At 56.0% G+C, this 14,120-nt stretch carries 15 protein-coding genes; 5 read left to right on the top strand and 10 right to left on the bottom strand.

Going from position 1 to position 14,120, the window contains the following annotated elements:
* On the top strand, window positions 1-849 hold the full coding sequence (gene ilvY / locus AAF465_02690; protein MEM7081614.1) for an HTH-type transcriptional activator IlvY: 849 nt from the start codon (window positions 1-3) through the stop codon (window positions 847-849).
* Window positions 850-855: 6 nt separating this feature from the next.
* Here the strand turns inward: ilvY and AAF465_02685 are convergent, their stop codons facing one another.
* Window positions 856-1,860 (bottom strand): cysteine synthase A, encoded by a 1,005-nt coding sequence (locus AAF465_02685; GenBank protein ID MEM7081613.1) that lies wholly within the window; start codon window positions 1,858-1,860, stop codon window positions 856-858.
* A 126-nt stretch (window positions 1,861-1,986) separates the two neighbouring features.
* Here AAF465_02685 and AAF465_02680 point away from each other — a divergent pair, with 126 nt between their 5' ends.
* The 4 genes from AAF465_02680 to AAF465_02665 are packed head-to-tail and all read left to right on the top strand — an operon-like array spanning window position 1,987 to window position 6,442.
* Complete coding sequence (locus tag AAF465_02680; protein MEM7081612.1) at window positions 1,987-4,017, top strand: S9 family peptidase; 2,031 nt, start codon at window positions 1,987-1,989, stop codon at window positions 4,015-4,017.
* Entirely contained in the window at window positions 4,014-4,796 is a 783-nt protein-coding gene (locus AAF465_02675; GenBank protein ID MEM7081611.1) for a 5-oxoprolinase subunit PxpA, read from the top strand. Before AAF465_02680 ends, AAF465_02675 begins: the two co-directional genes overlap by 4 nt.
* A gap of 15 nt (window positions 4,797-4,811) precedes the next feature.
* Complete coding sequence (locus AAF465_02670) at window positions 4,812-5,504, top strand: carboxyltransferase domain-containing protein (GenBank protein MEM7081610.1); 693 nt, start codon at window positions 4,812-4,814, stop codon at window positions 5,502-5,504.
* Window positions 5,501-6,442 (top strand): biotin-dependent carboxyltransferase family protein, encoded by a 942-nt coding sequence (locus AAF465_02665; GenBank protein ID MEM7081609.1) that lies wholly within the window; start codon window positions 5,501-5,503, stop codon window positions 6,440-6,442. Before AAF465_02670 ends, AAF465_02665 begins: the two co-directional genes overlap by 4 nt.
* Window positions 6,443-6,493: 51 nt before the next feature.
* Here the strand turns inward: AAF465_02665 and azu are convergent, their stop codons facing one another.
* The 9 genes from azu to bchY form a co-directional block, all read right to left on the bottom strand.
* Complete coding sequence (gene azu / locus AAF465_02660; protein MEM7081608.1) at window positions 6,494-7,177, bottom strand: azurin; 684 nt, start codon at window positions 7,175-7,177, stop codon at window positions 6,494-6,496.
* Between the two features lie 178 nt (window positions 7,178-7,355).
* The gene (locus AAF465_02655; GenBank protein ID MEM7081607.1) at window positions 7,356-8,033 is read right to left on the bottom strand and encodes a VPLPA-CTERM sorting domain-containing protein; all 678 of its coding nucleotides are present in this window, start codon (window positions 8,031-8,033) and stop codon (window positions 7,356-7,358) included.
* A 480-nt stretch (window positions 8,034-8,513) separates the two neighbouring features.
* Window positions 8,514-9,434 carry a photosynthetic reaction center subunit M gene (pufM, locus tag AAF465_02650; protein MEM7081606.1) on the bottom strand — a complete coding sequence of 307 codons (921 nt, stop codon included), beginning with the start codon at window positions 9,432-9,434 and terminating at the stop codon, window positions 8,514-8,516.
* Between the two features lie 15 nt (window positions 9,435-9,449).
* Window positions 9,450-10,274 carry a photosynthetic reaction center subunit L gene (gene pufL / locus AAF465_02645; GenBank protein MEM7081605.1) on the bottom strand — a complete coding sequence of 275 codons (825 nt, stop codon included), beginning with the start codon at window positions 10,272-10,274 and terminating at the stop codon, window positions 9,450-9,452.
* 120 nt (window positions 10,275-10,394) lie between these two features.
* Window positions 10,395-10,613 carry a light-harvesting antenna LH1, alpha subunit gene (gene pufA, locus AAF465_02640; GenBank protein ID MEM7081604.1) on the bottom strand — a complete coding sequence of 73 codons (219 nt, stop codon included), beginning with the start codon at window positions 10,611-10,613 and terminating at the stop codon, window positions 10,395-10,397.
* A gap of 10 nt (window positions 10,614-10,623) precedes the next feature.
* Window positions 10,624-10,824: a light-harvesting antenna LH1, beta subunit gene (gene pufB, locus AAF465_02635; GenBank protein MEM7081603.1), complete on the bottom strand. Its 201-nt coding sequence runs from the start codon at window positions 10,822-10,824 to the stop codon at window positions 10,624-10,626.
* 125 nt (window positions 10,825-10,949) lie between these two features.
* Window positions 10,950-11,183, bottom strand: a complete 234-nt coding sequence (locus AAF465_02630; protein MEM7081602.1) for a hypothetical protein — start codon at window positions 11,181-11,183, stop codon at window positions 10,950-10,952.
* 19 nt (window positions 11,184-11,202) lie between these two features.
* Complete coding sequence (gene bchZ / locus AAF465_02625; protein MEM7081601.1) at window positions 11,203-12,657, bottom strand: chlorophyllide a reductase subunit Z; 1,455 nt, start codon at window positions 12,655-12,657, stop codon at window positions 11,203-11,205.
* Window positions 12,657-14,090, bottom strand: a complete 1,434-nt coding sequence (gene bchY, locus AAF465_02620) for a chlorophyllide a reductase subunit Y (protein MEM7081600.1) — start codon at window positions 14,088-14,090, stop codon at window positions 12,657-12,659. Before bchY ends, bchZ begins: the two co-directional genes overlap by 1 nt.
* Between the last annotated feature and the right edge of the window lie 30 nt (window positions 14,091-14,120).

Below are 14,120 nucleotides of genomic sequence, written 5' to 3'. Positions count from 1 at the left end.
ATGCGTGCCCTTACCGCGTTTTTGACGCTCGCCGACACCCTTCACTTTGGGCGGGCCGCCGATGCGTGCCACATGAGTCCTTCGACACTCACGCGCGCGATCAAGCAGCTCGAGCAGGACGCGGGCGCCACGCTATTTGAGCGCGACAATCGCAGCGTGACGTTGACGCGCGAAGGTGAGCTTTTTCGACAATACGCCTTAGAAGCGCGCGCACTTTGGCGCTCACTCCATAACTCGCTCCAGCATGAGAGCGGCCAGCTCACCGGCACGTTGCAGCTCTACAGCTCCGTGACGGCGAGCTACAGTTTTTTATTTGACCTGCTCGCCAAGCTGCGCACACAACACCCCGGGATACGCTTAGCCTTGCAAACCGGCGATCCGGAGCTCGCGGTGGAGCAAGTGCAATCGGGCAAGGCATTGGTCAGCATCGGTGCGCGGCCGGCATCGATGCCAGCAGGTTTGGTTTTTAAGACCATTGCCACCACGCCGCTGGTGTTCATCGCCCCCAAGACGGGCACGCGCCGCGGCGCCAATCGCATTGATGGACCCGTGATCTTGCCGCAGCGTGGTGTCGCGCGCGAGCGCGTGACGCGATGGTTTCGACAACAACGGCTGTCACCAGATGTGGCCGCGCAGGTTGCTGGAAACGAGGCTATTGTCAGCATGGTGAGCCTGGGCAGCGGCGTGGGTGTGGTGCCGCGAATCGTGCTCGATAACAGTCCGATTCGGGATCGCGTTCGAGTATTGCCCATCCGCCCAGTGCTCAAACCACTCGAAGTTGGCCTATTCGCGCTACGCAAAAACCGTCGAAACCGGCTTGTCGATGCGCTTTGGGCGATCGCCCGTTAGGATCGCTTAGGCCAAGGTGTACCAGTCCGGTAGCGTCAAGCCTTTCGACGTCAGATACTCGCGATTAAACAAACGCTCTTTGTAACGCGCCGCCGCGTCGCACAGTATCGTCACCACCGTGTGCCCTGGCCCAAGTTCTTCGGCCAGCCTTTGCGCCGCCACCACATTGATGCCGCTCGAACTACCTAACGCCAAACCCTCTTCTCGAATTAACGTGTACACCATCGGTATGGCTTCCTCGTCGACAATGCGAAAACTCTGGTCGATCGGCGCGCCCTCCAAATTCGCGGTGATACGACTGTTGCCGATTCCTTCGGAAATCGAACTGCCCTCAATTTTTAGTTCTCCATGCGCGAAATAGTGGTGCAGTCCAGACCCGCCTGGATCAGCCAACGCCACACGGACTGAGGGTTTTTTATGCTTCAACACTCGCGCCACACCACCCAACGTGCCGCCGGTTCCCGCGGCACACACAAAACCATCGACCGCGCCGTCTGTTTGACGCCAAATTTCTTCCGCGGTCGTCGTTTCGTGAATGTGACGATTCGCGAGATTTTCAAACTGATTAGCAAAAAACGCACTACCGGGTTGGTGCGCATTCAATTCCTGGGCCAGGCGCTCAGACGTGTGCACAAAGTGATTCGGATTTTTGTAAGGCACTGCGGGAATTAGGCGCACCTCCGCACCAAATGAGCGCAATGCATCGATTTTTTCGCGACTTTGATTATCGGGCATAACAATGATCGTGCGATGTCCGAGCGCGGCGCCGACCATCGCAAGACCGATACCGGTATTGCCAGCCGTGCCTTCAACGATGACACCCCTTTCTTTCAGCGCGCCGGATTTGCGCGCCGCGAGCACCAGACCCAATGCAGTTCGATCTTTGACCGAGCCACCTGGATTCATGAATTCGGCTTTGCCAAAAACGTGGCAGCCAGTCGCGGCGGACACCGTGTTAAGACGGATCAGCGGCGTGTTGCCAATCGCATCGATCAGACCCGTATGCGTCATAGCGCTCTTTCTTTTAAAAACCCAAGTCAAAGCATAAAGCCACCCACTCGCACGGCGCAACGGCAAACGTCCTGACCCTTCAAGCACGATGGTATAGTGGCGTTTTGCTCACCAATGGAAAATGCCATGCGATTACTCTTCACGGCGCTCTTTCTTTCGCTTGCGCTCTGTCCGTCTGGCTACGCGCAATCGAAAGCCCCATTCGACCGCATGGATGTGTTTGCGCTCCAGTGGGTATCAAACCCAGTGATTTCCCCGGATGGTAGCCGCGTGGTGTACACACGCAACGGCATGGACATCATGACCGATAAGCGCACCGCTCGACTTTGGATTATCAATATCGACGGCACCAACAATGAACCACTCACCGGTCGCGATGCCAATGAAGCCAATGCGACCTGGTCGCCAAATGGTGACCGCGTGGCCTATACGACCGGCACCGAACACGGCACCGAACTGTTTGTGCATTGGATCAAAAGCGGCAAGAACATGCGCCTGTCGCAACTGGATCGTACCCCTTCCGGTTTGAGCTGGTCACCGGATGGACAGCACCTCGCGTTTTCCATGCTCGTGCCTGAGAAACCACCGGTGCTGGTCAAAGCGCCACCCAAACCCAACGACGCCAACTGGGCCAAAGAGCCGCGCGTCACCACGCGTCTCAATCACGAACGCGATGGCGCGGGCTTTATTGAGCCTGGATACCAACACTATTTTGTCATTTCACCGCTCGGCGGCACGGCACGCCAAATCACACACGGTAATTTTCAACACAGCGGCACACCACAATGGACAGCCGACAGTCGGGCGTTAGTCTTTTCCGGCAATCGCAATGTCGACTGGGAACGCAATTATCGAAATTCGGAGATTTATCGTGTGGCGCTCGAGGACGGCGCAATCGATGCATTAACCGACCGCAACGGACCTGATCAACATCCGAAAGTGTCCCCCGACGGCAAGAAAATTGCGTACTTAAGTTTTGAAGATCGGATTCAAACCTACCAGCTGATGCGACTCCATGTGATGGATGCCGACGGCCGCAATACGCAAACATTGCTTGATGACCTTGATCGCAGCATTAGCGCCATTGCGTGGAATAGCCGCGGCAACGGGCTGTTTGTGCAGTACAACGATCATGGCGACACCAAAGTCGGATTTGTGTCATTGCGCGGCCGCTATCGAGACATCACACAGAACGTGGGCGGTGTCTCGATCGGTCGCCCCTACAGCGGCGGCGCATTCTCCGTGGCAAAGAACAACACTATTGCATTTACTCACGGCACACCCTACCGTCCCGCCGAATTAGCGGTTACCGACGGCCGCGGTGAACCACGGCTCCTCACCGCGTTCAACGAGGCGCTATTGGCGGATCGTACGCTCGGTGAAGTCGAAGAAATCTGGTATCAATCCAGTGTTGACGAACGAGACATTCAAGGGTGGATCGTTAAGCCGCCCGGCTATCAGTCTGGAAAAACCTATCCTCTGCTGATCGAGAACCACGGTGGTCCAATTCTTAATTACGGCCCTTGGTTCTCACCGGAAATTCAGCTCTACGCGGCGGCGGGTTACCTGGTGTTCTATCCGAACCCACGCGGTAGCACGAGTTATGGCGAGGCGTTTGGTAATTTGCTGTATCACAACTACCCTGGCGACGACTATCACGATGTGATGGACGGCGTTGATGTGCTCATCAAAAAAGGTCTGACCAGTGAGGATCAACTGTATGTCACAGGGGGTAGCGCGGGCGGCATTATGACGGCCTGGATGATCGGCAAGAATAATCGCTTTCAGGCCGCTGCCGTCATCAAACCGGTTATGAATTGGGTGAGCAAAACGCTGGTGGCAGACAATTACAATCGCTACGCCGACTACCGCTACCCAGGCCAGCCCTGGGAGAACTTCGAGACCTATATGAAGTATTCACCACTTTCGCTCGTGGGCAATATCGAGACGCCGACGCTGGTAATGGTGGGCACTAACGACTTGCGCACACCTTTGTCCGAATCGAAGCAGCTTTACCATGCCTTAAAGCTTCGCGATGTCGACACAGCGTTGGTTGAAATACCCGATGCCTCCCACTTCATCGCCAGACGACCCAGCCAACTCATTACCAAGATCGATCATATTCTGGCCTGGTTCGAGAAGTACCGCAGCAAATGACCCAGCCGATGCGCATCGATCTCAACGCCGATCTGGGAGAGGGCTTCGGGCCCTGGAAAATGGGCGACGATCTCGCCATGCTGGACATCGTGACGTCCGCCAGCATTGCGTGCGGTGGCCATGCCGGCGACAGTGACACCATGTTCCATACCGTGTCCGCCGCCGCCAAAGCCGGCGTCACGGTCGGCGCACACCCTGGTTTTGAAGATAAAAAGGGCTTTGGACGACGACGGCTGCCACTTAGCGAGCGAGACATCGAACGTCTAGTGGCATCGCAAGTGGGCGCACTACGCGGCATCGCAGCACTAGCGGGCACCCACGTGGCCTACGTTAAGCCGCATGGCGCGCTGGGCAACTGGGCCGCAGAGGACCGAGCGGTGGCCAACGCAATCGCGCGCGCCGTAAAAGCCGTCATGCCCGAGCATCCGCGCGTATTGGCCATTGCCGGATCGGAATTGGTCAAAGCAGCGGACGCTCATCACATCGTCGCGGTCTGTGAGATCTTTGCTGACCGCGGCTACACCGCGCAGGGCGGCCTGATTCCCCGAGGCCAGGCGGGCGACCTTATACACGATGTACCGTTCGCGATCGAACGACTCGCTCAATTTATTCAGACCGGTCGCATGCCCACTCACGACGGGGGCGAGGTCGAGCTCAGGGCGGAGTCGATCTGCGTGCACGGCGATAGCGCCGTCGCTGTGCAAATGGCCAAAGGCGTTCGGGACGGATTGCAGCAGGCAGGGGTTGCTATACAACCGTTTTGTCACGCGACTGAGTAATCCGACGCTGCCCTCATGCCGTTAGTGCTACGCCAGTTCGAGTGTGTACCCGTTGCCGATGTCGGCGTGCTTATGCGAGTTGATCAAGCCATCTCCGAGGCCGCGGAACACACCGTACAAGCCGCCGATCGTGCGATACTCGCCGCCGAGCTTCCCGGCGTCACGGAAACCATCCCCTCCTATACTTCGCTGTTTATTGGCTACGATGCTGCAATTACCGACTACGCGTCGATTTGCGCGCAGCTAGACCTACTCGAATTGGACGACGCGCACGCGATACCGGTGGCGCCACATTATGACGTGCCCATCTGCTACGACGGACCGCATGACAATGACCTGGCTGTCTTAGCCAATTCGCTCGGCATGAGCCGCGACGCCATCATCAATATCCATTTAAGCGGCGACTACCATGTGAGTCTTTATGGATTTGCGCCGGGCTATGCGTACATGCGCGGTGTCCCCACGTCCATTCAATTGCCCCGCAAGCCCACTCCGGTTAGCGGCGTTCCGGCCGGCAGTGTGATCATAGCCGGACCACAGTGCCTGGTAACCACGTTGACTATGCCAGCAGGTTGGTGGCGTGTCGGCTTCTCGCCCTTTCGATTTCTGCGCGGCCAATCCGCAGATCCATTTCCAATTCCAGTGGGCAGTTCGATTCGCTTTCGACGCGTATCGCTCCACGAACTCGACACACTCGATCACGCATGAGCGCCACACTTCACTTCGACCAGGTTGGACCCGGCGTCTCGGTGCAGGATACCGGTCGTCCCGGTCACATGCGCTTCGGTGTACCGAGGTCCGGACCCATGGATCGCCTGGCGTTTGCCACTCTGCATCGCGCACTCGGAAAAGCGGACAACTTTAGCGCCATCGAAGTGTCCGCACAGGGCGTTTCGCTCACATGCCAAGCGGGCAATATCACCACAGGTGTCACCGGAGGTGAGTTTTGCGTGCACATCGATGGCATTGAACAGCCACCCTGGTCGGTTTTCGAGCTCAAAGAGGGATCAACTCTGTCGGTACAGGCAGGCGAAAAAGGGAGTTGGGCGTATATTGGTTTTTGCGCGAACATCAATGCGCCCATCTGGTTAGAAAGTCGTGCAACGCATTTGGATTCCGGACTCTGCGGCCATCCATTCCGGCAAGGCGACGTACTGACACTGGATGACGCTCACGTGGAGTCGACATGGCACCGGCCATTGAGCGTCCCACATTTCGCGGCATTCAATCAGGTGGCGCGGGTTGTTAAGGGACCGCAAATCGACGCGTTCGCTGAAGCGTCTGCCGAGGCAATTTGCTCGGAGCCGTTTACAATCACACCCCATTACAATCGGATGGGTATTCAGCTCGTTGGACCAGCGCTGTCGATCAACACATCGTTGGCCTTACCGTCCGAAGCACTGGTGCGGGGCACGGTTCAAGTGACGGGTAACGGAGACGCGACGGTGCTCATGGCCGACCATCAGACCACCGGCGGCTACCCCAAAATCGCGACCGTGATTTCAGCCGACATCGATCAATTGGCACAAGCCAGACCAGGTGATGCGCTGTGGTTTTTGGAAGTGACGGTGGAGCAGGCTATCGCCATACGGCGAGCAGCGAACGTGTTGATCCACACCTTTCTCGATCAACAGCAGCCGCCATAAAAAAGGCCGGCTCGCTCGAAGCAAGCCGGCCGTTTCTGCTCAACGTGAGGTTTAGCCACTCACCGAGAATGTGCCCTTCATGATGTTCCAATGACCGGGGAACGTGCAGACGAAAATGTAGTCCCGCCCGTCTTCGAGTTTGTCGAGTGAGAAGGAGACCGATGCGCTCTCACCACCACCGATAATTTTGGTCGCGGCCACAATACGCGGCTCATCAGCCGGCAAGTAGTTCCCTTCAAGACCCGAGCCCATACCCGCGCCCGCGACTTCGGCCAACGAGTCTTCCGGTAGCAGCACCCAGTTGTGCCCCATCGCCTGGGCGGGCAGCTTGCCGGTATGCGTGAGTGTGACGTTAACCGTACCGCACGATGACGGTACGCTGATGGCATCGGTGCTGAACGCAATCGCGTCTCCCACCGTCACGGTAATGTTGCACGGATCACCGTCATCCCCGCCGACAGCTGTTGGCGGTTCGGTTGACATCGCGCTGTGGTCCATGTCGTCCATGGCTTTTTCCACTTCCTCTTTAACATCGTCAACCACGTCGGCAACTTCTTCCTTAACCGTTTCCGCTGCTTTAGCCATGTCGTCCTTGACGGCATTAGCCGCTGATTTCGCGTCGTCGCCACCACCGCAGGCGCTCAATGACAACACGGCAAGCGCCGTCAAAACCAGTGAGATATTTTTGATCGGGGCCAGCGACAGTGCGCTGACGCGAGAGAAATTCGATGACATAGTGTTCAACCTTGTAATTACCGGTATGCGAGGTGTTAATTTAACGCTTTTTCATAATAAAAACCAATGATTTGCACTCTCTGCTCGGCACACAGTTCGCGTGGTTTTTGATCGCGCAAAACAAACGGGCTGCTTCCGAAGAAGCAGCCCGTCTGAGGCGGTAAAAACCAGTTAAGGTTTACCCTTTCTTGCGCATCGCGCCGAGGCCGAGCAGCGCTGAGCCAAACAGCCACACGGCAGCCGGTACAGGCACAGGTGAAGGACCGATGTCGACCGATACTGCGGCGAGTGACAGATTATTGGTCATGGAGCTGAAGTTGAAGAAGTAGGTCGATACGTCTGCATCCAGGTTCCACAAGAACAGCCACTCCGTAAAGCCAGCAGAGAAACTAGACTCAGCTGAATCCGGAATGATCGGGCTGTTCACCCCGTCGGTCAGAAACACGCTTGAGGCATCCAGCTGCGTACCGAGCGTCGCCAACTGCAGCGCCACGGTCACACCATTTGCGCTCTCATCCAACAGCACATCGGCAATGACCGACACGGTGAAGTTTGCTGGCCCCGCTGGGGTGTACAGGTTCTCCGTGCTCGTAACGAGTGTTGTGGGGTTGTTGGCCGTAACACCGGCGATAGCAACGCCATAGCTGTTAACGTCAGGAGTACCGTCCGTTAAAGCCGGTGCCGGATCGGGATCGTAGGCAAAATCATCCCAATGCACGTAGATCGTTGCACCAGTATTGCGATCCCAGCCACCCCAACTGGCGGTTGCTGGATCCTGAAACGCGGCAAACGCCTGACTGCCGGCACTTGCGACCATCAGCGCCATAGCAGTCATCAAAGACTTGCGAAATAACATAGGGAACCCTCCAAAAAATATTATTGTCATTGTTCGCTGTATATTGCTGACACGCCGTGTTGACCGTATTGCACAGTCTTAACGTCGCACCCGTCAGCACCCGCATATTTGCGAATGATTCTCATTATACATTTGATTCCGATTTAGCAAAGGCCCACTGAGCGTCGTGTCACGCGGCATTTAGACCATCGACAACCAAAGCAATATAAGTGCCTATATTAAAAAGCAAAAATGTCGATTTTACCCATAATTTTCGACCTCTAAAAAGCGGCAGACCGGTTCATTTCATGAGCGAGCGAGGGCCGTTCCGCGCAATCCGCCCTGATAGCTCCCGCGTGATCAGCAGTTCGCAGACAAAAAAAAGCCCTGCCGAAGCAGGGCAATGTGATGATGAAAGCAAACATGGTTTGCTCGGGTTGTCGCACCCTTTAAGTAGCCGGTGTGGTGCCGACTACGGGATGCACGGTGTCAGTCTGATCGCTATGGCGCGGCCAGACCGTTTTCAAGTCCCCACAAATACCAGTTATCAACCACGGTGCCAGTGAGCAAGATACCGATGCCACCGGTTAGCGGGCATAAAATAGCGAACCACCAGGCCCAGCGATGAATCGACTCGATACTGGCGTTGAAACCCATCGTCCAGCGCCAAAACAAGGCACCGCGTTCGGCCGCTGTACCGCGATCCAAGATCTGCTCAAGCTCCCGGTGTGCACCATAACGCTCAGTCGCAATAATGGTCCCGCCATGCATGGCAAAAAGCAACGCCGATCCATACAGGAACGCAATCGAGAGCATGTGGAAGGGGTTGTAGAACAGGTTGCCATAGCGCAATGAAAACGCGTTGGTCCAATCAAGGTGGGTGAAAATACCAAACGGCACCGCTTCCGAAAAATTCCCCATCATAAGTGGACGGATAAAACCCAGCACCAGGTACAGCCAGATCGCTGCGGCAAACGCCCAGGCCACATGCGTGCCCATGCCGAGTGCCCGCGCTCGCCGATACATTCGAGCCCACCACAACAAGATAGAGATCGTGAGGAACAGGCCTGCGAGTAGCCACCAACCACCTTCATTCATGGGCGGAATGCCTAAGCCGTATTTTGCCGCCGGTGGATCAAGCGTTAACCAAGGAAGACGTCGAATAAATTCGAGTGGATCCCAGTTTACGGATGCCCACATATTGAGTCCGATGATTTCGAACGCAATAAAACCAAACAACAATGACGCAACACCCAAACCGCCGAGATAGATCGGACCGATCTGTGCATCACCAATTTTGCCCAGCCAATAGTTAAGATAAGGTCCCAGTTGGCGTACCCAGCTGCCGCCTTCAAACGGCACGCTTTCTTCACCACCAGAGTGAACCTGAATTCGCGTAAAAATATTTTGATATTCTGCCATGATCCGGATACCCCATTAACTCCAAATCGGTAGCGCCAGCCACCAGTTCCACCACTCCGGCCAACCGCGCGTCCAAAGCGGACCGCTGATGACAATACAAATGGCGCTCCAGATTCCCGAGCTCAGCGCCAAAAACAAGCCGAGCCGGTGAATACCCAATGATCCGATTGAGTAGCCAATCGTGTCGCGGAAAAACGTGTTTTCATGTTCCGCCGTTTTCACACGCTCACCCTTTTTCGGATTAGCACCCGACAGAATGGCGCCGCCATGTAGCCCAAGTGCCAGTGTCGTTGCGAAAAAGAACGATACGGCGATCATGTGCGCGGGATTGTAGTGAAAGTTCAGGTAGCGATAGCCTGTGCTCGACACCCAGTCGAGGTGACTCATGATGCCGTACGGGAACGCATGCCCCCATGCACCCATCAGCACCGGCCGAATCACAACGAGCGTCACATAGGCGAAAATCGCGACACCAAACGCAAACGGCACGTGATAGCCCATACCGAGCTTGCGACAGATCTCGACTTCACGCAGCATCCACGACACGAACGCGCCGATCGCACAGAGCGTGATGATCTGCCAAAGCCCGCCCTCCTGCAGCGGCGCCATACCGAGTCCATAACTAATCGGCGGCGGATCGATGCTGATCAACCATATGTTCCAGGTCGGCCCGAGTGCCGCCCCATAAAATATTAGCGCTGTACCCAACAGCGCGAAAAATGCGGTCAGCACCCCGAAGAAACCGACGTAAAACGGCCCCATCCAGAAATCAAACAGATCGCCGCCAATCAGCGTGCCCCCGCGAACTCTGTATTTCTTTTCAAAACTTAGCATTGCCACGGCTTCATCTCCGCTAGCGGACACGCTGCACCATGCAGCCTGTCAAAAAATTGTGTCAGTCAATTAGGTGATGCAGCAGGCGACCCACGCTAAGCGAGTGGGCCGCCAGCTACACCTTGTCTAGCTAACAATTTGCAGTGAACTCTCCGTAACGCGAAACGTTACGTCGTCCATAGCCGGCACCTCGATCACTGATGCTGCTTTAGTCGTACCTTCGACCCAATTGAATCGGTCGGTACTCAAAACCAGAAAGTGAAGGAAGAATGCCAGTACCGCGAGAAAAACGGTCAGTGCGATCATCATTCTGCGCGGGTCAAACATCAACCAAATACGCCACATAACATTTCTCCTATGTGAATCGCGTAAACACGAAGTTTGAGATAGCGTTAACGCTATCCGTTAATGACGCATACCCGTCGACTCCGGGGAACCATGGGCGCCACTGCCACACTAAAAAGTGCGCAATGATTGCTATCACGACATATGCGATGATGCCCATCATAAAAAATCGATGGAACGCCTTCGCTTCGTTTGCGGAAAGACCGGACATGCTGCCCCCCGCATTTCCATTTTCAGCCATAGTAGTATTCCTTATGACTTGGCCTTTCGGCCGTTACCGCACAAATCCCGCACGGCGGGGAAAATCACCAGACGCTTACGCGTCTAGCGAAATACTTAAAGCGACAATGCCGTCTCCGTTGCAATACGCGCGGCTATTTTCGCCTCTACAAGAAAGTTCCGGTAACCCTGGACACCTGGCGACCAAGGCTGCCAACGCCACCCCGTCGCAGCCGCAATCAGCGCGACAGGCAGCAGCACCGCAAACAACACGGCAAACAACGCTCGACCAAAAAACGACACGTCAACGCGCGATTTACTTAGAGTCGATGTGGTTGTGACAGAATTCATACCCTCTCCGATGGCCGCTCTATGCAGCAGCCTGATTCACTTTGCGTGCAGCAATTTCTACACACTCAACGTCTACCCGTTCGCGACCCTCGTCGCGCGCAATTTTTTCGGCCCCATCGCGCATCTGTTTGGCCGCAGAGATGCGAACCAAAACCGGCCGCGCTTCGACAATCTCGTCGAGCCGTTTTTTCGCGATATCTTCCCATTCGATTGCGTGGAGTACGCGAACCGGTGTTTGCTCAACCTTATCGAGTTCGGTACCGAGCGGAAGAATATGAAACAGTGCGTCAAACAAGGCGTTGCACACTTCTTGAATGAGATAGGTCGCACCGCTGTAACCCATAAACGGCGTACCGATGTGCCGGCGAATTACCGAGCCTGGGAAGGACGCCGGGATGTACATCGCTTTTGAGCCCGTCTCTGCCAAGTACATGCGCTCGTTATAACTACCAAACATAATGAGCGGTGGATTGTCGCGTAATGATTCTCGAACTAAGTCGTTCTTAGGCTTAACGCCCGGCTTACGCGCCTCGGCCAGAGTGCAGGGCAGCCCCATGTCATTTTCGAGAAAATTTCTCACGCCGCGTGTGTACGTTTCGTTGGCGACGATGGCAAAACTGGCGGTTGCAAAAAAGTCTTGCGTCACTGACCGCCATAAATCCCATAGCGGCTTGATCGTGGTGTGTTTTTCTCGCTCGATAAACGGCTCGGGATCGAGCTCCAGCAAAGACCCCAGTTCGCGCAGAAAGCTCGTTGTGCTATGCAAGCCGATTGGCGCCTGCAAATACGGTCGCTCCAGCTGCTCACAGAGTTGGCGACCAAACTCTCGATACATGCAAACGTTGACGTCGGCATTGACGAGCTTGCGCACGTCGGATGTATGACTGCCTAGCGGAAACACCTGATTAACCTCTGCGCCAATACCTTCGATCAAACGTCGAATTTCGGCCAGGTCAGACGGTGTATTGAAATAGCCATAGCTGGGGCCGATGATATTGACGCGTGGCTTCACACCGTCCGCGCGCTTCTTGCGCGGCGGTACTTTGCCTTTTTTGGGGCCAAATTCGGTCCAAAGCCACGTTAGCGCTCGATCGGCGCTCTGCCACTGATCTTCATCAATCGTGCGCGGCAAAAAGCGCTTGATCTTAGTCCCCTCCGGCGTCACCCCACCACCGATCATCTCGGCTATCGAACCGGTGACCACCACGCTTGGCATATCGGAATCGAGCACTTCGTGCGCCCGTTTCATCGCACCCTCTGTGCCGTGCTGACCGAGCTCTTCTTCACCAAGCCCGGTGACCACAATTGGCAATTCGTGCGGTGGCAATGCGTCGGTGTAATGCAGCACCGACGTGACGGGCAGATTTTCACAACCAACCGGACCGTCGATAATCACTTGCAGGCCCTTAATGGCGGCAAAGACATACACCGAACCCCAGTAGCCACCCGCGCGATCGTGATCGAGAACCAACATCAGACCACCGACTCCGCGACCAGCTTGGCGCTCTTGGGGCCACGCAGCGGCTTATGTACGCGCTTCCGTTCCGGCGGTGTTTCGCTCCATACCCCGGCTTTATCGCCAGCCCCAACGCCCTCGAAAAACTCGCGCATCTCATCGAAGCGCCCTTTCTGCCCCATCGCGCCGTTAATCACTTGCGACAGAGCGCCTGGCCCGGGAATACCCATCAACGGCCGCGCCGAAATCAAGTTTGTAAAATAGAGCCCCGGGATCGCCAGCTCTTTCGCTTTTTGCACCACCGGCGTGGTGCCAATGGCCAGATCCGGCTTGAACTCCTTCATGGCGCCAACGTCTTGTTCGAGCGACGCACGGTACTGCACATGCACATTGCGCGCTTCGAGCCATTCGCGGTCGGCGTCCGACCATGGGGTGCGTGGGCAAGCCGTTCCGACATAGCGTACATCGGCACCACATTCGATGAGCAATCGCGCCACGATGAGCTCAGAGCCCTCGTAACCCGACAAGGTAATTCGTCCATTGATGGGTGACGCCGCCAGCGCGCCTTTGATAATCGGTAAAAACTGATCTTTCGCAGCGCCGATTTTTGCTTCATCGATGTTGCAGGCTTTACCGACTGCTTCGAGCCAGTCAGCCGTCCCGTCGTGGCCAATCGGCGCTGAACCAAATATCGGTCGACCAGCCGCTTCAAATTCGCGGCACGATGCGGTGTAAAACGGATGAATCGCAGCGACCGCTCGCGCGTCCAGCGCAGCATAGAGTTCGCGCCACTCACGAGTGGGCACAACGGGCCCGGCATTCAAACCCAGCGGTTCTAAAAGCTGACCGATACTCACCGGGTCCGCTGGAAACATCTCGCCGAGTAACGCAACCGACGGACGTCCATCGCTCTGTTCACGTGGTGCCTGAACCGGCCCATCCTGCACTTCGTTGCGGGCGTAGTTGAGCATGGCACCCGCTAAGATATCTTTCGCTTCGGCATGGGTTGGCACACCGAATCCGGGCACATCGATGCCGATGATGCGCACACCATCGATTTCTTTCGGAAGCATCTGTAGCGGAATACCCGATGCGGTCGGCACACATAGATTGGTTACTACGATCGCGTCGTACTTTTCGGGATCAGCGGTTTCGTGAACCGCATCCCGGATGTCCTCGTACAGCTTGCCTGTTACCAACGTCTCTGAATCAAACGGCACATAACCGACGGTGCGTCGCGCCCCATAGAAATGGGAGGTAAACGTCAGACCGTAAACGCAGCAGGCGGAACCCGACAAGATCGTCGCCGTGCGTCGCATGCGCAGCCCAACGCGCAAAGAACCAAATGCGGGGCACATGCTCTGAGGCTGGTCGTGCGGTCCCATCGGGTAGTCTTTGGCGTAGCGGTCCAGCATTTCTGATTTGCCAGCGGCCGCCGCAGCCTGACGCATTTCGTCTTTGGCGTGACAGCCACCCTTCGG

The sequence above is a fragment of the Pseudomonadota bacterium genome (assembly GCA_039028935.1).
Lineage (GTDB): Bacteria > Pseudomonadota > Gammaproteobacteria > Steroidobacterales > SZUA-146 > SZUA-146.
The sequence above is the reverse complement of the archived record's forward strand: the minus strand, read 5'-3'. Positions and strand labels throughout refer to the sequence as shown.